This is a genomic window from Pseudomonas sp. ZS1P83 (assembly GCF_054897825.1).
In genome coordinates this window covers 6,172,078-6,192,564 of sequence record NZ_CM142706.1, presented here as the reverse complement: position 1 = coordinate 6,192,564, position 20,487 = coordinate 6,172,078, and the positions used below count along the sequence as shown (strand labels likewise).

Annotated in this window: 19 protein-coding genes; 9 read left to right on the top strand and 10 right to left on the bottom strand. The window is 61.4% G+C overall.

The genetic code is table 11. The features are described from left to right. Positions 1-8 precede the first annotated feature (8 nt). From nusB to nrdR, 6 genes are all read right to left on the bottom strand, one after another. Complete coding sequence (nusB, locus tag ACYZT0_RS29100; protein WP_462044049.1) at positions 9-509, bottom strand: transcription antitermination factor NusB; 501 nt, start codon at positions 507-509, stop codon at positions 9-11. Next, positions 506-982, bottom strand: a complete 477-nt coding sequence (gene ribH, locus ACYZT0_RS29095) for a 6,7-dimethyl-8-ribityllumazine synthase (protein ID WP_462044048.1) — start codon at positions 980-982, stop codon at positions 506-508. Before ribH ends, nusB begins: the two co-directional genes overlap by 4 nt. Before the next feature lie 92 nt (positions 983-1,074). Continuing rightward, positions 1,075-2,166, bottom strand: a complete 1,092-nt coding sequence (gene ribBA, locus ACYZT0_RS29090) for a bifunctional 3,4-dihydroxy-2-butanone-4-phosphate synthase/GTP cyclohydrolase II (protein WP_462044047.1) — start codon at positions 2,164-2,166, stop codon at positions 1,075-1,077. Positions 2,167-2,182: 16 nt separating this feature from the next. Next, positions 2,183-2,860 (bottom strand): riboflavin synthase, encoded by a 678-nt coding sequence (locus ACYZT0_RS29085; protein ID WP_462044046.1) that lies wholly within the window; start codon positions 2,858-2,860, stop codon positions 2,183-2,185. A 46-nt stretch (positions 2,861-2,906) separates the two neighbouring features. Continuing rightward, entirely contained in the window at positions 2,907-4,040 is a 1,134-nt protein-coding gene (ribD, locus tag ACYZT0_RS29080) for a bifunctional diaminohydroxyphosphoribosylaminopyrimidine deaminase/5-amino-6-(5-phosphoribosylamino)uracil reductase RibD (RefSeq protein ID WP_462044045.1), read from the bottom strand. Then, complete coding sequence (nrdR, locus tag ACYZT0_RS29075) at positions 4,037-4,501, bottom strand: transcriptional regulator NrdR (RefSeq protein WP_003228656.1); 465 nt, start codon at positions 4,499-4,501, stop codon at positions 4,037-4,039. Before nrdR ends, ribD begins: the two co-directional genes overlap by 4 nt. Positions 4,502-4,629: 128 nt before the next feature. Between nrdR and ACYZT0_RS29070 the strand changes: the two genes are divergently transcribed. The 3 genes from ACYZT0_RS29070 (at position 4,630) to trxA (ending at position 6,801) form a co-directional block, all read left to right on the top strand. Beyond that, entirely contained in the window at positions 4,630-5,094 is a 465-nt protein-coding gene (locus ACYZT0_RS29070; protein WP_462046653.1) for a YbaY family lipoprotein, read from the top strand. Beyond that, complete coding sequence (locus ACYZT0_RS29065) at positions 5,091-5,747, top strand: class I SAM-dependent methyltransferase (RefSeq protein ID WP_462044044.1); 657 nt, start codon at positions 5,091-5,093, stop codon at positions 5,745-5,747. Before ACYZT0_RS29070 ends, ACYZT0_RS29065 begins: the two co-directional genes overlap by 4 nt. A gap of 181 nt (positions 5,748-5,928) precedes the next feature. Beyond that, on the top strand, positions 5,929-6,801 hold the full coding sequence (trxA, locus tag ACYZT0_RS29060; protein ID WP_462044043.1) for a thioredoxin: 873 nt from the start codon (positions 5,929-5,931) through the stop codon (positions 6,799-6,801). Positions 6,802-6,861: 60 nt separating this feature from the next. Here the strand turns inward: trxA and ACYZT0_RS29055 are convergent, their stop codons facing one another. Next, a complete protein-coding gene (locus ACYZT0_RS29055) occupies positions 6,862-7,209 on the bottom strand; it encodes a hypothetical protein (protein ID WP_462044042.1) in 348 nt (115 codons plus the stop codon). A gap of 135 nt (positions 7,210-7,344) precedes the next feature. Between ACYZT0_RS29055 and ACYZT0_RS29050 the strand changes: the two genes are divergently transcribed. From ACYZT0_RS29050 to ACYZT0_RS29030, 5 genes are all read left to right on the top strand, one after another. Continuing rightward, positions 7,345-7,935: a DUF2796 domain-containing protein gene (locus ACYZT0_RS29050; protein WP_462044041.1), complete on the top strand. Its 591-nt coding sequence runs from the start codon at positions 7,345-7,347 to the stop codon at positions 7,933-7,935. A gap of 163 nt (positions 7,936-8,098) precedes the next feature. Then, entirely contained in the window at positions 8,099-8,809 is a 711-nt protein-coding gene (locus tag ACYZT0_RS29045; protein WP_462044040.1) for an ABC transporter ATP-binding protein, read from the top strand. Between the two features lies 1 nt (position 8,810). Then, the gene (locus ACYZT0_RS29040) at positions 8,811-10,076 is read left to right on the top strand and encodes an ABC transporter permease (protein ID WP_462044039.1); all 1,266 of its coding nucleotides are present in this window, start codon (positions 8,811-8,813) and stop codon (positions 10,074-10,076) included. Positions 10,077-10,087: 11 nt separating this feature from the next. Continuing rightward, complete coding sequence (locus ACYZT0_RS29035; protein ID WP_462044038.1) at positions 10,088-10,606, top strand: DUF3299 domain-containing protein; 519 nt, start codon at positions 10,088-10,090, stop codon at positions 10,604-10,606. Between the two features lie 206 nt (positions 10,607-10,812). Then, complete coding sequence (locus ACYZT0_RS29030; protein ID WP_462044037.1) at positions 10,813-11,511, top strand: OmpW/AlkL family protein; 699 nt, start codon at positions 10,813-10,815, stop codon at positions 11,509-11,511. 152 nt (positions 11,512-11,663) lie between these two features. On the opposite strand, the gene ACYZT0_RS29025 is transcribed toward ACYZT0_RS29030, so the two are convergent. Both ACYZT0_RS29025 and ACYZT0_RS29020 read right to left on the bottom strand, forming a co-directional pair. After that, positions 11,664-12,593, bottom strand: coding sequence for an NAD-dependent epimerase/dehydratase family protein (locus tag ACYZT0_RS29025; protein WP_462044036.1), 930 nt, complete (start codon positions 12,591-12,593; stop codon positions 11,664-11,666). Then, positions 12,586-13,470, bottom strand: coding sequence for a sugar nucleotide-binding protein (locus ACYZT0_RS29020; protein WP_046053235.1), 885 nt, complete (start codon positions 13,468-13,470; stop codon positions 12,586-12,588). Before ACYZT0_RS29020 ends, ACYZT0_RS29025 begins: the two co-directional genes overlap by 8 nt. 300 nt (positions 13,471-13,770) lie before the next feature. Between ACYZT0_RS29020 and ACYZT0_RS29015 the strand changes: the two genes are divergently transcribed. Beyond that, the gene (locus ACYZT0_RS29015; RefSeq protein WP_462044035.1) at positions 13,771-18,087 is read left to right on the top strand and encodes an Lhr family helicase; all 4,317 of its coding nucleotides are present in this window, start codon (positions 13,771-13,773) and stop codon (positions 18,085-18,087) included. A gap of 119 nt (positions 18,088-18,206) precedes the next feature. On the opposite strand, the gene ACYZT0_RS29010 is transcribed toward ACYZT0_RS29015, so the two are convergent. Continuing rightward, positions 18,207-20,336, bottom strand: a complete 2,130-nt coding sequence (locus tag ACYZT0_RS29010; protein ID WP_462044034.1) for a mechanosensitive ion channel family protein — start codon at positions 20,334-20,336, stop codon at positions 18,207-18,209. Positions 20,337-20,487 lie beyond the last annotated feature (151 nt).

Genomic DNA, 20,487 nt, shown 5'->3' with positions numbered 1-20,487 from the left:
AGCGCAAATCAGCGCTTGAACGCCTTGACTTCAGCTTCCCGCAGACGCGGGGCCAGCTTGTCGAGTACACCGTTGACGAACTTGTGGCCGTCGGTGGAGCCGAAGACTTTCGCCAACTCGATACCTTCGTTGATCACAACGCGGTACGGCACATCGACGCGCTTGAGCAGTTCCCAGGTCGACAGGCGAAGAACGGCCAGTTCAACCGGGTCCAGCTCTTCGATCGTGATGTCCAGGCACGGCGTCAGTGCCGTGTCGATCTCGGTCTTGTGAGCCGGAACGCCGTGCAGGATGTCGTGAAAGTAAGCGGCATCGACATCGCTGAAATCATTATCGACCCGGAACTGCGCTTCGATCTCGTTCAGCGACTGCTTGGCCATGTGCCATTGGTACAGCGCCTGAGTCGCGAGCTGACGGGCTTCGCGACGCTTGACGCTTTTCGATGGCTTGCCGGCATCCGCAGGCTTTGGATCGCGCGGGTTGAAACGATCGCTTTCGTCGCTAATCACTTGGCCTCCAACTGCGCCAGCAGGCTGACCATTTCCAGAGCGGACAGGGCAGCTTCAGCACCTTTGTTGCCGGCCTTGGTGCCGGAACGTTCGATGGCTTGCTCGATGGAGTCAACGGTCAGCACGCCGAAAGCGACCGGTACGCCGAACTCCATGGACACCTGGGCCAGGCCCTTGGTGCATTCGCCAGCCACGTATTCGAAGTGCGGAGTACCGCCACGAATGACCGCGCCCAGGGCGATGATTGCTGCGTATTCGCCCTTCTGAGCGACTTTTTGCGCAACCAGCGGGATTTCGAAGGCGCCAGGCGCGCGGATGATGGTGATATCGCTTTCGCTCACGCCGTGGCGAACCAGGGCATCAACTGCACCGCTGACCAGGCTTTCAACGACGAAGCTGTTGAAACGGCCTACGACCAGAGCGTAGCGGCCTTTAGGGGAGATGAAGGTACCTTCGATGGTCTTCAGGGTCATTCGTTAGATCTCTTAAAGAGCCGGGACGCGTTTTCTACGCATCCCTCAGTGATGTTGTTAACCGCGAATCAAGGACTGGAAACAACCGGTCATTATTCGGAGGGCACGTATTCTACAACTTCCAGATCGAAACCGGATATCGCATTAAATTTCATTGGCGCACTCATCAGGCGCATTTTGCGCACGCCCAGGTCCCGGAGGATCTGCGAACCGGCACCGACGATGCTGTAGGTGGTCGGTTTTTTCGCCGGTACGTGCTCCGCGGTTTCGCGGATGTGCGCCAGCAATACGTCGCCATCGAGCGGGTGACCGAGCAACAGCACGACGCCGCTGCCAGCCTCGGCAACCGCAGCCATCGCGGCGCGCAGGCTCCAGCGGCCAGGCTGTTTGACCATCAACAGGTCGCGCAGCGGGTCCATGTTGTGCACCCGAACCAGGGTCGGCTCGTCGGCGTAAACGGTGCCCAGGGTCAGGGCCAGGTGCACGTCGCCTTCCACGGAATCACGATAGGTCACCAGGTTGAATTGGCCCAGTTCGCTGTCCAGCGGCTGCTCGGCAATCCGCTGAACGGTACGTTCGTGGATCATCCGGTAGTGAATCAGGTCGGCGATGGTGCCGATCTTGATGTTGTGTTCGGCCGCGAAAGCTTCCAGTTCCGTGCGACGGGACATGGTGCCGTCGTCGTTCATCACTTCGCAGATCACGCCGCTCGGCTCGAAACCGGCCATGCGCGCCAGGTCGCAGGCGGCTTCAGTGTGGCCGGCGCGAGCCAGGGTGCCGCCGGCCTGAGCCATCAGCGGGAAGATGTGGCCGGGGCTGACGATGTCTTCAGCCTTGGCGTCTTTCGCGGCGGCGGCCTGAACGGTGCGCGCACGGTCGGCGGCGGAGATGCCGGTGGTCACGCCGGTGGCGGCTTCGATGGACACGGTGAACTTGGTGCCGAAACCGGAACCGTTGCGCGGTGCCATCAGGGGCAGCTTCAGCAGTTCGCAACGCTCGCGACTCATCGGCATGCAGATCAGGCCACGGGCGTGCTTGGCCATGAAGTTGATGTGTTCAGGCTGGCAGCACTCGGCGGCCATGATCAAATCGCCTTCGTTCTCGCGGTCTTCGTCATCCATGAGGATGACCATCTTGCCTTGGCGGATGTCTTCAACCAGTTCTTCGATGCTATTGAGCGCCACAAGGCACCCCCTTGGGTCAGGATTTGAGGTAGCCGTTGGCGGCCAGAAAGCTTTCGGTGATGTTTCCGGACGGCCTTTGAGAAGCGTCAGACTCTGCGGCCTTGTCGCCCATAAGAAGGCGCTCCAGATAACGTGCCAGCAAGTCAACTTCGAGGTTCACCCGGCGACCCGGCTGATAAGACGCCATGATGGTTTCGCTCAGGGTGTGGGGAATGATCGTCAGCAAGAACTCGGCGCCATCGACCGCGTTCACGGTCAGGCTGGTGCCGTCGACGGTGATCGAGCCTTTATGCGCGATGTACTTGGCCAGCTCTTTGGGCGCGCGGATGCGGAATTCCACAGCGCGAGCATTCTCGGTACGGGCAACCACTTCGCCCACGCCATCGACGTGCCCGCTGACCAGATGCCCGCCGAGGCGAGTGGTCGGGGTCAGGGCTTTTTCCAGGTTGACCGGGCTGCCGCTTTTCAGGTCATTCATGGCGGTGCAGTCGAGGGTTTCGCGACTGACGTCCGCCGCAAAGCCGTTACCTGGCAGCTCAACCGCGGTCAGGCACACGCCGTTGACCGCGATGCTATCGCCCAGTTTGACGTCGCTCAAGTCGAGCTTGCCGGTTTCTACGTGTACCCGCACATCTCCGCCTTTTGGGGTCAATGCACGAATACTGCCGATGGATTCGATGATGCCGGTAAACATAGAGTCCTCCTCGAGAACAGGGCCGTCGCGTGGCGCAGGCCCGAAATTATACGCTCGCCGCGGGCGAAGGAATGGCGATGATTCGCCAGTCATCGCCAACCGCGCGGATTTCGGTGATTTTAAGTTCCGGCGCGTCTTTCATCTGCGCCAGCGGCCAGTCCAGCAGCGGTCGCGCCGAGGACCCGAGAAATTTGCCGGCGATGAAAATCTGGAACTCGTCCACCAGCCCTTGCTGAGCAAAAGCCCCAGCCAGACGCGGGCCAGCCTCGACCAACACTTCGTTGACCCCACGGGCAGCGAGTTCGACCATCAGTTTGCGCAGGTCGACCAAGCCGTCCTCGCCCGCCACGATCAAGCACTCCGGGCCATTGGCATATTGCTCTTCGATCGCCATGCACGTGGCGACCAGCGCCGGGCCGGCCTTGAAGAACGGCGCGTCCAGTGGCACTCGCAGACGGCCGTCGATCAGCACACGCAGCGGCAGGCGGCTCATGGCCAAGGCTGTTTGTTCAGGGTCCAGGCCTAGCTCATCGGCACGCACGGTCAAACGGGCGTTGTCCGCCAGCACCGTGTCGGCACCGGTCAGCACTACGCTGGCCTGAGCACGCAAGCGTTGTACCGCCGAACGCGCCGCAGGACCGGTGATCCATTGGCTCTCGCCGCTTGCCATCGCCGTGCGACCGTCGAGGCTCATGGCCAATTTGACCCGCACGAACGGCAAGCCGTGTTCCATGCGTTTCAGGAAACCTTCGTTGAGCTTGCGCGCTTCGCCTTCCAGCACACCGCATTCAGTGGCGATGCCGGCCTGGGCCAGACGCTGCATGCCACGACCGGCAACCGACGGGTTCGGGTCTTGCATCGCCGCGACTACCCGAGCCACACCCGCATGTACCAGCGCATCGGCGCAGGGCGGCGTTCGTCCGTGGTGGCTGCACGGTTCAAGGGTCACATAAGCGGTAGCGCCTCGCGCCTTATCGCCGGCGGCGCGCAGGGCGTGGACTTCGGCGTGGGGTTCGCCGGTGCGCACGTGCCAGCCTTCGCCGACAATCTGCCCGTCACGCACGATCACGCAGCCCACCCGAGGGTTGGGGTGCGTCGTGTAATGACCTTTGCGCGCCAGTTCCAGGGCGCGAGCCATGTAATGGGCATCGAGGATGGCAAGTTCTACGGAGGGGGTCATTCTTTCACCGGCTCACGGGCCAGGCGATCGATCTCTTCGCGGAACTCATTGAGGTCCTGGAAGCGGCGATACACCGAAGCAAAGCGGATATAGGCGACTTCATCGAGCTTTTGCAGCTCGGCCATCACCAGTTCACCGACGACAAGGGATTTAACCTCTCGCTCACCGGTGGCGCGCAGTTTGTGTTTGATGTGAACCAACGACGATTCCAGGCGCTCGACACTCACCGGGCGCTTCTCCAGCGCACGCTGCATGCCGGCGCGGAGTTTTTCTTCGTCGAACGGCTGACGGCTGCCGTCGGTTTTGATCAGGCGCGGCAACACCAGTTCGGCAGTCTCGAACGTTGTGAAACGCTCGCCGCAGGCCAGGCATTCACGCCGGCGGCGTACCTGTTCGCCCTCGGCGACCAGACGCGAGTCGATGACCTTGGTGTCGTTGGCACCGCAGAAGGGACAGTGCATGGTGGCAGGCAACAAAAAAAGGGAGGGCCATGGTAGCGCATCCCGGTGGCAAGACAAGCCATAGGGTTTGCGGTATACAGACGGGTTATAGAGCTTGATCCATGGATTTCACCTTGCTGGAGCCGCAAATGTCCCTAAGACCGCTCGTTTTGCTCAGTCTTTTCAGCCTGCTGGTGGCCTGCAGCAGCGATGCGACCAAACCACAGCCGCCGACGCCAGGCCCCGCGCCGCAGCAGGCGCAGAAGAAAGCCAGGGAGTCGGCCAACCTCGGTCCGCTGCCCGCTTATCAGCGTGAGTTGAGCGGCACTCTGCAAGGCGTACCCGCCGGTGCCGAAGTCGAACTGGCGCTGCTGGTGATCGACGACAAGGACCGTCCGCAGCAATTGCTCGCCAGTTCCAGCCTGATCGGCACCAACCAGATTCTGCCGTTCCACCTGCGCTTCAATCCGGAATCCTTTCCGGTTGGCGCTCGCGTTGAACTGCGTGGCCGCGCCAGCCAGTCCGGCCAGCTGATTTTGCATCTGCCGTCGCAGACCATCACGCAGCCAACGACGCAAGTACTGGGTCAGCTGCAATTCGTCAAAGCGCCATGATTGCACCGCTTGACCTGCAACAGGCGCTAGGTGAACTGCTCGGTGACGTACAGCTGGTTGCCTGTGAATTGCCGGATACCGACCTGAAGCTTTGGCTGATCGACGGCGACAACATGGACCGCGCGTTCAGCCCCGAAGAAACCCGGCGGGTTCTCCATGAGCCGCCCTATTGGAGTTTCTGCTGGGCCAGTGGCCTGGCAATCGCCCGCTATCTCGCCGAATTCCCTGAATGGGTCAAAGGCAAACGAGTGCTGGATTTCGGTGCCGGGTCCGGGGTGGCGGGGATCGCAGCGCTCAAGGCTGGAGCGCTGGAAGTAGTGGCGTGTGACCTCGACCCGCTGGCGATTGCCGCGTGCCGGGCGAATGCCGAACTCAATGACGTACACCTCAGCTACTCGACGGACTTTTTCGCCGAGGCGGACCGGTTTGATCTGATTCTGGTTGCCGACGTGTTATACGACCGGGCGAACCTGCCGTTGCTCGGTGAATTCTTGAGTCGCGGCCAGGAAGCGCTGGTGGCCGATTCGCGCGTGAGGGATTTTCGCCATCCGCTGTATCGGCGCATCGAGAGGCTGGAAGCGATGACCTTGCCCGATCTGGCCGAACCCGAAGAGTTTCGGCATGTGAGCCTCTACCACGCCACCCGGACATGATCGTTCCCACGCTCCGCGTGGGAATGCAGCCCGGGACGCTCCGCGTCCCTTGCCACCGCGTAACGCAGAGCGTCACAAGAGGCATTCCCACGCGGAGCATGGGAACGATCAGTGCTACGACTTTCAGCAGCCCCTCGCGAAGCTTTATAGTGAGCCCATTCACGCTTTTACGAGATCCCCCATGAGTCAGGAAACGCCGTACATCTTCGACGCCACGACTGCCGATTTCGAGCAGTCGGTGATCGAGAACTCTTTTCACAAACCGGTGCTGGTGGATTTCTGGGCCGAATGGTGTGCGCCGTGCAAGGCGTTGATGCCGATGCTGCAAACCATCGCCGAGAGCTATCAGGGCGAGTTGCTGCTGGCCAAGGTCAACTGCGACGTCGAGCCGGACATCGTATCGCGCTTCGGCATTCGCAGCCTGCCGACCGTAGTGCTGTTCAAGGACGGTCAACCGGTGGATGGTTTTGCCGGTGCGCAGCCGGAATCCGCCGTGCGCGCGATGCTTGAGCCTCACGTGCAAATGCCGCCGCCAGCCGCTGCCGACCCGTTTGAGCAAGCTCAGGCGTTGTTTGATGACAATCGCTTTGCCGACGCCGAAGCCACACTTACAGTGCTGCTCGGCGAAGACAACACCAATGCCAAGGCGCTGATTCTTTACGCCCGATGCCTCACCGAACGTGGCGAGCTGGGCGAAGCGCAAACCGTGCTCGACGCGGTCAAGAGCGATGAGCACAAGGCTGCCCTGGCCGGCGCCAAGGCGCAGATCCAGTTTCTCGGCCAGGCCAAGGACTTGCCGGATGCGGCAGACCTGAAAGCGCGCCTGGCGAAAAATCCGCAGGACGATGAAGCGGTTTATCAATTGGCGATCCAGCAACTGGCGCGTCAGCAGTACGATGCGGCGCTGGATGCGTTGCTCAAGCTGTTCGTGCGCAATCGCAGCTACAGCGAAGGGTTGCCGCACAAGACCTTGCTGCAGGTGTTCGAACTGCTGGGCAACGATCACCCGCTGGTGACCACTTATCGTCGCAAGTTGTTTGCTGCGCTGTACTGACGTTGCAGGAGCACGGCTTGCCGGCGATGGCGTCCTCAATATCGCGAGCAAGCTCAGCTCCTACGCTGGCTCGCGCCAGCTGTAGAGCGGCGTATCCCCGCCGCTCGTCACTTTCACATCAGAGCAGTGGCGCAAACGCACCAGCAAGCGTTTGCCCGACGCCGCGCTGCCGGTCAATCCCTCCAACTGATCGAGCAAATCCGGACCCTTCAATTGCCCGGCCTTGCGCAGCAAATCCTTGGCGATCTGCCACAGCGCATCATCCTGATTGATAGGTTTCGCCGGCGCTGCACTGGCCTCGGGCTTGACCACCTGCAATTGCGCACTGAGCCGTGCCCAGTCGCCGTCATCCATCTCCAGCGTCAAATCCACCGGCCAGTCGCCGATGCTTCCGCGTATACGCAACATAAGTCTGCTCCTGCACATTTCTGATTCGCATGCTCCCATGGCACTTGTGCAACGCCAAGTAGCCGGTCAAACTCTCCGCACTTACGTTATAAGATTACATAACAAACTATTCATTTTACTTTTCGGAGACCCGCCATGCGCCGTCTGCTTCTCGCTCTGCCGTTTGCCCTGTTGCCGCTGGCCGTCGCCCACGCCGCTGATGAACATGATCATGATCATGATCATGAACACGGCAGCCTCGGCGCCCACGAACATGGCGTCGGTCGCCTGACCGCAGCGCTGGAGGGTCAGACCCTGGAGCTGGAACTGGAAAGCCCGGCGATGAACCTGGTGGGTTTCGAACACGCCGCCACCACCGACACCGACAAAGCCAAGGTTGCCGCCGTCCGCGCACAGCTTGAAAAACCATTGGTGCTGTTCAACCTGCCGAAAGCTGCCGGTTGCGTGGTTGCGACTCAGGAACTGGAAAGCCCGTTGTTCGGCGACAAGCCGGATGCCGATGATGATCACGACGAAGACGCCAAGGACGGTCACCACCACGACCACAGCGAAATTCACGCCCATTATCAATTCAGCTGCTCGGCACCCGGCGCGCTGAAGACTCTGGACCTGGCGAACATCTTCAACACCTTCCCGGCGACCCAGAAGATTCAGCTACAACTGATCAGCCCGAGCGGCCAGCAAGGCGTAGAAGTGACGGCCAAGGCTGCCGCCCTGAAATTCTGATCCGACACTAACCCCGTAGGAGCGAGGCTTGCCCGCGAAAGCGATCTGACAGTCGACATCTCTGTTGAATGTGACGGCCTCTTCGCGGGCAAGCCTCGCTCCTACGGGGGTTGTGTTGAATGTGAAGTTGAGACAAGTACCCAAAAACCATGAAATCGCCGTTATGACCAAAGCACTCATCGAACTGTCCGACCTGGGTTTCAGCTGGCCCGGTCATCCGCCGCTGCTGGATATCCCGGCGTTTAGCCTTATGCCTGGTGAAACCCTGTTCCTCAAGGGCCCCAGCGGCAGTGGCAAGACCACCCTGCTCGGCCTGCTCGGCGGTGTGCAGAAGCCCGATCGCGGCAGCATTCGGCTGCTCGGCCAGGAACTGACCGAACTCGGTGCGGGTGCCCGCGACCGTTTCCGGGTCGATCACACTGGCTACATCTTCCAGCAGTTCAACTTGCTACCGTTTCTCTCGGTGCGCGAGAACGTCGAGTTGCCCTGCCACTTTTCCAAGCTGCGCGCTGAACGAGCGATCCAGCGCCACGGCAGCGTCGATCAGGCGGCGGCCACCCTCCTCGCCCACTTGGGTTTAAAGGATCAAAACCTGCTCGGCCGCCGCGCCGATTCGCTTTCCATCGGCCAGCAGCAACGGGTGGCCGCTGCGCGTGCGTTGATCGGTCAGCCGGAATTGGTCATCGCCGACGAACCGACTTCGGCCCTGGATTACGACGCTCGCGAGAATTTCATTCGCTTGCTGTTCGCCGAATGCCGCGAAGCCGGGTCGAGCCTGCTGTTCGTCAGCCATGATCAGAGCCTGGCACCGCTGTTCGATCGCCACCTGTCGCTGGCCGATCTCAATCGCGCCGCCACGCCGCTGGAGGTTTGAGATGTATTTGTTTCGTCTAGCCATGGCCAGTCTGGCTAACCGTCGCTTCACCGCGATCCTCACCGCGTTTGCCATCGCCCTGTCGGTTTGTCTGCTGTTGGCCGTGGAACGCGTGCGCACCGAAGCCAAGGCCAGTTTTGCCAGCACCATCAGTGGCACTGACCTGATTGTCGGCGCCCGCTCCGGCTCGGTGAACCTGCTGCTGTACTCGGTGTTTCGCATCGGCAATGCCACCAACAACATTCGCTGGGACAGCTTCGAACACTTTGCCAACAACCCGAAAGTGAAGTGGGCAATCCCGATGTCCCTCGGCGACTCCCATCGCGGTTATCGCGTGATGGGCACCACCGAGGCGTACTTCGAGCACTATCAATACGGCCATCAACAGCACTTGGAACTGGCCGACGGCCGGGCCTTCGCCACCGACCCATTTGAAGTGGTACTCGGCGCAGAAGTGGCCGACGCGCTGCACTACAAACTCAATGACAAACTGGTGCTGGCCCACGGTGTGGCGGTCATCAGTCTGGTCAAGCACGACGACAAGCCGTTCACCGTGGTCGGTATTCTCAAACGCACCGGCACCCCGGTGGACCGCACGTTGCACATCAGTCTCGGTGGGATGGAAGCGATCCACGTCGATTGGCACAACGGTGTGCCGGCGCGCGGCAACGGTCGGATCAGTGCCGATCAGGCACGCAACATGGACCTGACGCCGCAAGCGATCACTGCGTTCATGCTCGGCCTCAACAACAAGATTTCGACCTTCGCACTGCAGCGTGAGATCAATGAATTTCGTGGTGAACCCATGCTGGCGATCCTGCCGGGCGTGGCGCTGCAAGAACTGTGGAGTTTGATGAGCACGGCGGAAAAAGCCTTGTTCGTGGTCTCGCTGTTCGTGGTGCTGACCGGTTTGATCGGCATGCTCACGGCTATCCTCACCAGCCTCAACGAACGCCGTCGGGAGATGGCGATACTGCGCTCGGTGGGTGCCCGGCCGTGGCACATCGCGACCTTGCTGGTGCTGGAGGCGTTTGCCTTGGCGCTGTCCGGGGTAATCGCCGGTGTAGCGCTGCTTTACGTGTGCATTGCCGTGGCTCAGGGCTACGTGCAGGCGAATTACGGCTTGTACTTGCCGCTGGCCTGGCCGAGCGAATATGAATGGACGCTGCTCGGTGGCATCCTGATCGCCGCGTTGCTGATGGGCAGCGTGCCGGCCTGGCGCGCGTATCGCCAATCCTTGGCCGATGGCCTGTCGATCCGTTTATGAGGACGTTGAACATGCCCCGCGCTGTGCTTGCGCTGTTGATGCTGGTCGCCTTGCCCTTATGGGCGGGCGAGCCGAAAGACCTGACCTGGTCAGAAATGATCCCGCCGGACGCCGCGCCGGAAGTGCCTAACATGACACCGCTGCACGACCTGTCGCAGATGGGCAGCGCATTGGCCGCCGAGTCGGCACCCGCGGCCAAGCAAGACATGCCGAATGCACCGGTGGTAAAAAGTCTCGACGGCCGGAGCATTCGGTTGCCAGGCTACATCGTGCCGCTGGAAGTGAGTGAAGAAGGTCGCACCACGGAGTTTCTGCTGGTGCCGTATTTCGGCGCCTGCATCCACGTGCCGCCACCGCCATCGAACCAGATCGTGCACGTCAAAAGCGCGGTCGGTGTGAAGCTCGACGAGTTGTATCAGCCGTACTGGGTCGAGGGCGCGCTGCAGGTCAAGGCATCCTCGAGCGAATTGGCGGATGCCGGGTATCAGATGAAGGCGGACAAGATTTATGTGTATGAGCTGCCGGAGTGAATCCCGACAGGACGCCTTCGCGGGCAAGCCTCGCTCCACAGGTTCAGCGCTGCCCTTGTAGGAGCGAGGCTTGCCCGCGAAGAGGCCATCAGAGACGCTGCAAAAATAAGGGCCATCACTGTTTCATTGAGCTGAATCAAAAGACCGTACCAGACGGCTCCGTACCATTGGACATCGAATATTTTTAACGTCCTTTGGAGCCCTCCATGCACAAGTCCTTGCTCAGCGCTTCGCTGTTTGCCCTTGCGCTCGCAGCACCGCTAGCCTACGCCCACGACGCCGGCGACATCATCGTTCGCGCCGGTGCAATCACCGTCAACCCGAAAGCCGACAGCTCCAGCGTCAAGGTTGATCAAGGCCCGCTGAAGGGTGCCGATCTGGGTGGCAAGGCCACCATGAGCAGCGACACGCAACTGGGTCTGAACTTCGCTTACATGCTCAACAGCCACTGGGGAATCGAGCTGCTGGCGGCCTCGCCGTTCGAGCATGACGTGAAGATCAAAGGCACCGCCCTGGGCGCGGCCAACGGCAAACTCGGCAGCCTGAAACACCTGCCACCGACGCTGAGCGTTGTGTACTACCCACTGGACGCGAAGTCTGCATTCCAGCCGTATGTCGGCGCCGGTATCAACTACACCTGGATCTACGACGAGCACGTCGGCAGCGAAGCCAGCGCCAACGGCTTCAGCAACTTCGAGGCGGATAACTCCTGGGGCATGGCGTTCCAGGTCGGCGCCGACTACATGATTACCGACAACATCATGATCAACGCCCAGGTGCGCTACATCGACATCGACACCACCGCGACGGTGGAAAATAACGCAGTGGCACAGGGCACTCGCGCCAAGGTCGATGTGGACGTAGACCCGTTCGTCTACATGGTTGGCCTGGGTTACAAGTTCTAAACCCGCCACACAAAAAAAGGCGCCTCGAAAGGCGCCTTTTTTGATCGTTCCCACGCTCCGCGTGGGAATGCAGCCCGGGACGCTCCGCGTCACATGCCGAAGCGGACGCGGAGCGTCCTGTGAGGCATTCCCACTCAGAGCGTGGGAACGATCTATCGCCCCAGCAACCGCGCCAGGCCGACACGCATGGGTGTCTGCTCTGGGTAGGTAAAGCGCTCCAGCAAACGCTGATTGTTCGCTCGCGAGTGACGGATGTCACCGGCGCGCGCCGGGGCATAGCTCACCGGCGGCAATTGACCGACCACCGTTTCAAGGGCTTCAAGCATTTGCTTGAGGGTCGTGGCCTGGTTCCAGCCGACATTGACCGCGCCGACTTCGACCTGCGGTTTCTCGATGGCTTGCACCAGCAAGTCGACCAGGTCTTCGACGTAGACGAAATCGCGAGTCTGCTCACCGTCACCGAACACCGTGATCGGCAGCCCCTTCTGCGCGCGCTCGCTGAAAATACTGATCACCCCGGAGTACGGCGAGGACGGATCCTGGCGCGGGCCGAAGATGTTGAAAAAGCGGAACACCACCGGCTCCAGACCATGCTGGCGACGGTAAAAATCGAAGTAATGCTCGCTCGCCAATTTGTCTGAAGCGTAGGGCGTCAACGGTGCCTTGGGCGTGTCTTCGTCGATCGACTCGCCTTCGCCATTGTTGCCGTAGACCGCTGCGCTGGACGCGTACAGCACCCGTTTGACGCCGACCTGGCGCATGGCTTCGCAGACATTCAGCGAGCCAATGAAGTTGCTCTGGTGAGTCTTCACCGGATCATCCACCGACGCCTGTACCGACGCCACCGCAGCCAGGTGCGCCACAGCGCTGCAACCGATCATCGCCCGCGCTACCAGCGCCGCATCGGCGACATCGCCTACGATCAGTTCGACGTCGGGATTGTCCACCGGCAAGTTGCTGCGCTTGCCCGTGGAGAGGTCATCGAGAATGCGCACCGAATGGCCCTTGGCGAGCAAGGCATCGGTGAGGTGCGAGCCGATGAAACCGGCACCGCCGGTGATTAAAACTGGGCCGTCAGCCATGGCGATAAAACCTATCCAATAAGCCCGGGAGAGCCGCACGCCAGGCGCGGGGCTTGATCCCGAAAGTGTGCAGAATTTTCTTGCAGGCCAACACCGCGTGTTGCGGCTCTTCGGCGGCGTCCGGTCGCGCGGCGTGAGCCTGGGCGGTTGGCGCTTCGATGGCCAGCGGATGCAGGGCACGTGCTTCGGTGAGGATCGCCTGCCCAAGCGCCAGCGGCGTGGTCGCCTCATGCCCGGCGTAATGGTAGGTGCCCCACAGCGGCGCCGAGCAATCGAGTTGCTTGAGCACCGAAATGATCACCCGGGCAGCATCATCCACCGGCGTCGGATTGCCCCGACGGTCGTCGGCCATCAACAGTTCTTCAGGGAGTTCGGCGCGACCGAGGAAACGCCCGAGGGTGCCGTCGGGGCTGTCATCAAGCAGCCAGCCGAATCGCAGCAGCACGTGTTGCGGGCAAGTGGCGCGTACGCTTTGTTCGATTCGCCACAAGGCCTGACCGCGCAGGCCCAGGGGCACCGGTTCGTCTTTTTCGCTGTAGGCCGTCGCCCGGGAACCGTCGAACACTCGATAGCTCGACGGTTGCAGCAAAACGATGTTGTGATGCTGGCACAGTTCGGCCAGACGCTCGATCGCCCGCTCTTGCCCGGCCAGACGCTGTTCGCTGACCGTCTCCGCCTGAAACCAGTCGAAGTAATAGGCGAGGTTGATCAACGCGTCTGGACGGGTGTCGTCGAGCAGTTGCGTCAAGGTCGCGGCGTCCCAGCCGTCTTGCGGTGGGCGGGGGGCGAGGAAGCCGATGTCTTCCTCCGCACCGAGGCGAATCAGCGCCTGCCCAAGGGCATTTCCGCCGCCCAGTAACATAAGGCGCATTCGCATAGAGTCAGCAGGCCCAGTCTGATTGAAACAATGGCTTTATCGACACCGCTCGCGGGCGATGCCGTCGATAGTTTCCGGAATCGTTGCATTTTGCGGGTTTAGAGCGCAACCGTCATCCGTAAAGTGTAGATCGCCGGAATTTGCGGTGCGGCTAATGGCCCCATCGCGAGCAAGCCTCGCTCCTACAAGAGCACCGCAGTTCCTGTAGGAGCGAGGCTTGCCCGCGAAGAGGCCCTCAGCATCGGCGGAGGTCTTGAGCGGTACTTGCATCTTCCCCGACTCGCCCGCATAAATCAGATCATGAATCTGCCCATCCCGACGGACAGCGCCCTGGCAGGCTTCCACCCCGCCGTCAGTGCCTGGTTCAGCAGCACCTTCCCGACGGTCACCGCCGCCCAGGCCCGGGCGTGGCCATTGATCCGCCAGCACCGTTCCACCCTGATCGCCGCACCCACAGGCTCGGGCAAAACCCTCACCGCGTTCCTCGCGGTCATCGACGACCTGGTCCACCGCGGATTGGCCAACGGTGGCCATCTGCCAGACGAAACCCTGGTGGTTTACGTTTCACCCCTTAAAGCCTTATCCAACGACATCCAGATCAACCTGCAAAACCCGCTGGCCGGCATCACCGAGCAGTTACGCGCGATGGGCCTGCCCGAACTGCAGATCAACACCGCCGTGCGCACCGGCGATACGCCGCAAAAAGACCGCTCGGCGATGCGCAAGAATGCCCCGCACATTCTGGTGACCACCCCGGAATCCCTTTACGTGCTGCTCGGTTCCGACTCGGGCCGACAAATGCTCAGTACCGCCCGCACAGTGATCGTCGACGAAATTCACGCGATCGCCGCCAGCAAGCGCGGCAGCCACCTGGCCCTGAGCCTCGAGCGACTGCAAGCGTTGTGCGCACAACCGCTGATGCGGATTGGTCTGTCTGCCACGCAAAAACCCATCGAAGCCGTGTCGCGTTTTCTGGTCGGCCGCGACCGCCCCTGCGAAATCATCGATATCGGCCATGCCCGCCCACGCGATCTGGGCATCGAAGTGCCGCCCGTGCCGTTGTCGGCAGTCATGGCCAACGACGTCTGGGAACTGGTCTACGACCGCCTCGCCGCCCTCGCCCGCGAACACCGCACCACCCTGATTTTCGTCAACACCCGGCGCCTCGCCGAACGCCTGAGTCGACACTTGAGCGAGCGTCTTGGTAAAGAGGCGGTGGCCGCCCACCACGGCAGTCTGGCCAAGGAATTTCGTCTCGACGCCGAGCAACGGCTCAAGCGCGGCGAGTTGCAAGTGCTGATCGCCACCGCGTCCCTGGAACTGGGGATCGATATCGGCGATGTCGACCTGGTCTGCCAGATTGCCTCGCCGCGCTCGATTGCCGGGTTCCTGCAACGGGTCGGCCGCTCCGGGCACCAGGTCGGCGGAACGCCCAAGGGCCGCTTGTTCGCCACCACCCGCGACGACCTGATCGAATGCGCCGCCCTGCTCGACTGCGTGCGTCGCGGCGAACTCGACACCTTGCAGATTCCGAAGGCGCCACTGGACGTACTCGCCCAGCAAATCATCGCCGAGGTGAGCTGCCAGGAATGGCAAGAGCAGGCGTTGCTGGAGATGTTTCGCAAGGCCTCGCCGTATGCCCAACTCGACGAAAAACATTATCAGGCGCTGCTACAGATGCTCGCCGAGGGCTACAACGGTCGTCAGGGCATCCGCAGCGCTTACCTGCACCGCGACGCCGTGACCCGTACCCTGCGCGGTCGCCGGGGCGCCAAACTGACCGCCGTGACCAGCGGCGGGACGATCCCGGACAACGCCGACTACAGCGTGCTGCTGGAACCCCAAGGGCTGAACATCGGCAGCGTCAACGAGGACTTTGCGGTGGAAAGCATCGCCGGCGACGTTTTCCAATTGGGCAACACCTCCTACCGAATCCTGCGCGTTGAAACCGGCAAGGTCCGGGTCGAAGACGCTCAGGGACAACCGCCGACCATTCCATTCTGGCTCGGTGAAGCACCGGGTCGCAGTGCTGAACTGTCGTTCGCCGTCGCACGCCTGCAAGCGCAACTCGATGAGCTGCTGGGTGCCACACCCGGTAATTTGCAGCCGGCAATCGACTGGCTGACCGACACCCTCGGCCTGAACCTGGCCAGTGCCGAACAATTGGTCGATTACCTGGCCCGTGCGCGGCTGACCCTCGGTGCCCTGCCGTCACAAGACACGTTGCTGATGGAGCGGTTTTTTGACGAGTCCGACGGCACGCAACTGATCATCCACACGCCGTTCGGCAGCCGCATCAACCGTGCCTGGGGACTGGCCCTGCGCAAGCGTTTCTGCCGCACCTTCAACTTCGAATTGCAGGCTGCCGCCAGCGAAGACGCCATCGTCCTGTCGCTGTCCACCAGCCACAGCTTTGAACTCGATGATGTCTGGCGCTACCTGCACAGCAACAGCGCCGAACACACCCTGATTCAAGCCGTGCTCGATGCGCCGCTGTTCGGTGTGCGCTGGCGCTGGAATGCCGGGGTGGCGTTGGCGCTGCCGCGTTATACCGGCGGGCGCAAAGTCGCGCCGCAGATCCAGCGGATGAAAAGCGAAGACCTGATCGCCAGCGTGTTTCCCGACCAGATTGCCTGCGTCGAAAACCTCGCCGGCGAACGGGAAATTCCCGACCATCCACTGGTGGAACAAACCCTCGACGATTGCCTGCACGAAGCCATGGACAGCGAAGGTTGGCTGGCGTTGTTGCGGCGTATGGAACGTGGCGACATCCGCCTGATCAGTCGCGATTTACCAGCGCCCTCGCCGCTGGCTGCGGAAATTCTCAGCGCCCGGCCCTACACCTTTCTCGACGATGCGCCGCTGGAAGAACGCCGCACGCAAGCGGTACTCAACCGCCGCTGGAGCGATCCGCAGTCCACCGACGACCTCGGCGCGCTGGATGCGCAAGCCATTCAAGCCGTGCGCGAGGAAGCCTGGCCAACACCGACCGGCGTCGATGAAATGCATGAGGCGTTGATGAGCCTCGCGTGCATCAGCGACGTCGAGGCCCAGGCCAATCCAGACTGGCTCGATTGGCTGAACGCCCTGGCTGACAGCGGTCGCGCCAGCCGCCTGCCAATCAATGCCGGGCAAGCGCTATGGTTGGCACTGGAGCGGCTGACTTGCCTGCGGGCGATGTATCCTCAGGCGATTTTGCAGCCACCGTTGCAGGCGTTGCCCGGGTTCGATGAAGTCTGGGCGCCGGACGAAGCGGTGCTCGAAGTGATCCGTGCGCGGCTCAGTGCCTTTGGCCCGTTACCGCTGAAGGCAATTGCCGAGCCGCTCGGATTACCGGCGACTCAAGTCACCCAGGCATTGGCGCAACTGGAACACGAAGGCTATGTGCTGCGCGGCCAGTTCACGCCCGGCACGGGAGAGGAAGAATGGTGCGAACGGCATCTGCTGGCGCGGATTCACCGCTACACCGTCAAGCGTCTGCGGCGGGAAATCGAGCCCGTGGCGTTGCAAGACTTCATGCGTTTCCTGTTCGACTGGCAGCATCTGTCCGCCGCGACCCAAGGCCAGGGCAGCACAGTGTTGCCAGCAATAGTCGGTCAGTTCGAAGGCTATCCCGCCGCTGCTTCAGCCTGGGACAGCGACATCCTGCCAGCGCGGATCAAAGGCTATTCGGCGAGTTGGCTGGATGACCTGTGCCGTAGCGGCAAATGGGTCTGGACTCGCCTGACCGCGCGCAACAAGAGCGCCAGCACGGCGTTGCGCAGCACGCCGATTCTGCTGTTGCCCCGCAGTCAGGTCGGGTTGTGGAGCGGGTTGACCGAGCAGACACCGGCCAGCGAACTGTCGCCCAAGACACAGAAAGTGTATGAAGCACTCAGCCAACACGGCGCGCTGTTTTTCGATGAGCTAATTCACGAAGCTCATCTGCTGCGCTCGGAACTGGAAATCGCCCTGCAGGAATTGGTCGGCGCCGGGTTGGTGAATGCCGACAGCTTCGCCGGCCTGCGAGCGCTGATCACCCCGGCCAGCAAGCGACAGAATCGCAGCAGCCGACGTGGACGCGGAGCGTTTGTCGGCGGGATGGACGATACCGGGCGCTGGGCGCTGTTGCGGCGCGGGGCGCCCGCGCCGGTTGTGGATAACCAGCGCCCGGCGCCCACGCCCACCGACACCCTTGAACATATCGCCATGACCTTGCTTCGGCGCTACGGCGTGGTGTTCTGGCGTTTGCTGGAACGTGAAGCGGATTGGTTGCCGAGTTGGCGGGAATTGTTGCGCACGTTCCATCGCCTGGAAGCTCGAGGCGAGATTCGCGGCGGGCGGTTTGTCAGTGGTTTGGCGGGTGAGCAGTTTGCGTTGCCCGAAGCTATTCCATTGCTGCGCGAGGTGCGGCGACGACCGCATGACGGAAGTTTGATTGCCGTGTGCGGGGTTGATCCGCTGAACCTCGCCGGGACGCTTCTGCCGGGAGTAAAGGTGCCGGCATTGGCGAGTAATCGGCTGGTGTATCGCGATGGATTGCCCGCCGCTGCCGAGATTGCCGGCAAGCAGCTTTTTTGGCTGGAGTTGGATCAGCAATCGACTGCCGAGCTACACAACAAACTGATCCGGCATTGATGTTGTCGGCTCCGGCCTCATCGCGAGCAAGCTCGCTCCCACAGGGGAGTGCGATCAAATGTGGGAGCAGCCGGTCGACGCTCGATTGCTCGCGATGAGGCCATCAGCCCCAATACAAATCATTGAGTACGCGGCTGATCCGGCAGCAACACCGATGAATGCTCCGATGCAAGCCCATCGCTTTGCGGCAGATCAACAGTCTGCCTGGGCATAAAGACCTGCTGTGGATAAGTTTGCGCGAAATGCACCCACGGGCTGTTATCCACAAGCTTTTTCAAACGTTGGTTGAACGCCCGACTCACTGCGTATTGCCCGCCCGACACCGTGCGGAACTGTGCCGTCAGCACCACGCCGTTGAGGTCCATCTTGTCGACACCAAACACATCCAGCGGCCCTTGCAGGTTGTACTTGAGGAACGCATCTTCGCGAATGGAATCGCCGGCCTCGCGGATCAACTCGATAGCCTTGTCGACATCGGTGTCGTAAGTGAATTGCACCGAGAAGAACGCATAGGCGAATTGCCGCGATTGATTGGTCACTGCCTTGATCTGACCGAACGGCACCGAGTGCACAAACCCCTTACCGTCGCGCAGGCGCAAGGTGCGGATGGTCAGGCCTTCGACGGTGCCGGCGTGGCCAGAGTCGAGCACCACCCAATCGCCAATCGACAACGTGTCTTCGATGATGATGAACAACCCGGTGATCACGTCCTGCACCAGTTGCTGGGAACCGAAACCGATGGCCAGCCCCACGACACCGGCACCGGCCAAAAAGGGTGCAACGTTGATTCCCAGGTTGGCCATGGTGGTGATGGCGCAGATCACCACCAGGATGATTTTGATCGCGTTGCGCAGCAGCGGCAGGATGGTTTTGGTTCGGGTACTGGGTTGGCGCGCCGAGCGTTTGTTAACGGGTGGTTTCAGGGCTTCCTGAATCGCCGTGTCCAACACCACCCAGCCCATCCAGGTCACCAGGAAAATCAAACCGATACGACTCAGGGAATCGCTGATCGCCCGGCCGACCGAATTGCTCACCGCAAACTCGAACAGCGACACGCCCCAGATGCGCCCAAGGACATCAATGAACACAATCGCCAGGGCGATCCGCAGCAACGCGTGAGAAAGGCTGAGAAAGCGCTCTTTGTAGGCACTGCTGCGGCGCACGGCCAACTCACTGCGCGACTTGAACAGGTGATGCAGCGACGTGCTGAGAAACACCGTCGCAATCAGCAACACCGTAGTAAACAGCGCACAGCGCAGCACTTTCTGGTTGTCGTCGCCAATGCCAATCAGGTTGATCACTGAGACCAGCACCATCAACAGAATCGGCCAGTACCAGAGCCCGGAAAAGATCCGCAGCATTTCACGCAAAGCCGGCTGACTGAGGCGCTGGGCCAACGGCAAAATGCGGATCAGATGGGCCACCGGACGGCGCATCTTGAACACCAGAAGGCCGAAGGCGATCGAGGCTGCCAGCCCGGTGAACACCGCGACACTGCTGGTGAGATTGCGGCCGAGCAGGCGGGCGATCTGCGGACTGGTCAAGGCGTCGCTCAGGGCTACAAGGAAGCCAATCAAAAAGAGCGGTCGTGGGCTGAGCTGACGAATAAACTGCACCGCCCGGCGTTTGTGGCCGGCGTTGAACAGCACCACCAGCGACAACAGCAACGACGCGGCGAAAATACCGCTGCTGGTGGCATAAGCGAAACACAATGCCAGCGCCCGACCGGCGGACACTTGCAAGAAGTGGCTGACATAAAGTGTGAGCGGCAGGCTGACCAGCGCCGGAACCGTGTAGGGCAACACATAACCCAGTAATGCCTGACCGCGCTCGCGAGTGAGTAGCAGGCGGTTCTGGCACAGACGTGTGGCGAGTTGCCCTCCCAGCAGCCAGAGCAGCGCAAAGACGCCAATCCACACACAGGACAACAGCAGGAAATCCCCCGCCACGCTCCAGCTTGAACGGGCCGATGGATGATTGACCAGTTGATCCACCTCAACCGCCGCCCGGTCCGCACGAAGACGCCAGGCGTCGAGCAGGTCCTCGTTGAGATCGAGTTTTCCCTGGACTTGATCAATGCTCGAACTGATGGCACCCAGCAAACCACCCTGTACCAGCGGTTCGGGGTGCGCCAGTGGTGTCGTAGCGGCGGCGGCCGCCGGCACACCCGGTATTGCGGCTGCCTCCAGCTCGTTGCTGCCCAGAATCAGCAACGCCCCCAGTAGTATCGCGGTCTTGAACTTGAACAAACGCGGCGCTCCTGCAAAAGGGTCTGTAAGGAACTGATCGGGAAAGTGTAGGCAAGTTCGGTTTCTGATCGTTCCCACGCTCTGCGTGGTAATGCCTCAACGGACGCTACGCGTTCGCTTTAGGGACGCGGAGCGTCCCGAGCTGCATTCC

Excerpts from the sequence above, each read along its gene's own strand:
- ACYZT0_RS29020 (WP_046053235.1), bottom strand. The coding sequence starts at position 13,470 with ATGCGAATGCGCCTTATGTTACTGGGCGGCGGAAATGCCCTTGGGCAG.
- ACYZT0_RS29015 (WP_462044035.1), top strand. The coding sequence starts at position 13,771 with ATGAATCTGCCCATCCCGACGGACAGCGCCCTGGCAGGCTTCCACCCC.
- ACYZT0_RS29065 (WP_462044044.1), top strand. The coding sequence starts at position 5,091 with ATGATTGCACCGCTTGACCTGCAACAGGCGCTAGGTGAACTGCTCGGT.
- nrdR (WP_003228656.1), bottom strand. The coding sequence starts at position 4,501 with ATGCACTGTCCCTTCTGCGGTGCCAACGACACCAAGGTCATCGACTCG.
- ribH (WP_462044048.1), bottom strand. The coding sequence starts at position 982 with ATGACCCTGAAGACCATCGAAGGTACCTTCATCTCCCCTAAAGGCCGC.
- ACYZT0_RS29085 (WP_462044046.1), bottom strand. The coding sequence starts at position 2,860 with ATGTTTACCGGCATCATCGAATCCATCGGCAGTATTCGTGCATTGACC.
- ACYZT0_RS29025 (WP_462044036.1), bottom strand. The coding sequence starts at position 12,593 with ATGGCTGACGGCCCAGTTTTAATCACCGGCGGTGCCGGTTTCATCGGC.
- trxA (WP_462044043.1), top strand. The coding sequence starts at position 5,929 with ATGAGTCAGGAAACGCCGTACATCTTCGACGCCACGACTGCCGATTTC.
- ACYZT0_RS29050 (WP_462044041.1), top strand. The coding sequence starts at position 7,345 with ATGCGCCGTCTGCTTCTCGCTCTGCCGTTTGCCCTGTTGCCGCTGGCC.
- ACYZT0_RS29070 (WP_462046653.1), top strand. The coding sequence starts at position 4,630 with ATGTCCCTAAGACCGCTCGTTTTGCTCAGTCTTTTCAGCCTGCTGGTG.
- ACYZT0_RS29030 (WP_462044037.1), top strand. The coding sequence starts at position 10,813 with ATGCACAAGTCCTTGCTCAGCGCTTCGCTGTTTGCCCTTGCGCTCGCA.
- ACYZT0_RS29035 (WP_462044038.1), top strand. The coding sequence starts at position 10,088 with ATGCCCCGCGCTGTGCTTGCGCTGTTGATGCTGGTCGCCTTGCCCTTA.
- ACYZT0_RS29040 (WP_462044039.1), top strand. The coding sequence starts at position 8,811 with ATGTATTTGTTTCGTCTAGCCATGGCCAGTCTGGCTAACCGTCGCTTC.
- ACYZT0_RS29045 (WP_462044040.1), top strand. The coding sequence starts at position 8,099 with ATGACCAAAGCACTCATCGAACTGTCCGACCTGGGTTTCAGCTGGCCC.
- ribD (WP_462044045.1), bottom strand. The coding sequence starts at position 4,040 with ATGACCCCCTCCGTAGAACTTGCCATCCTCGATGCCCATTACATGGCT.
- ACYZT0_RS29055 (WP_462044042.1), bottom strand. The coding sequence starts at position 7,209 with ATGTTGCGTATACGCGGAAGCATCGGCGACTGGCCGGTGGATTTGACG.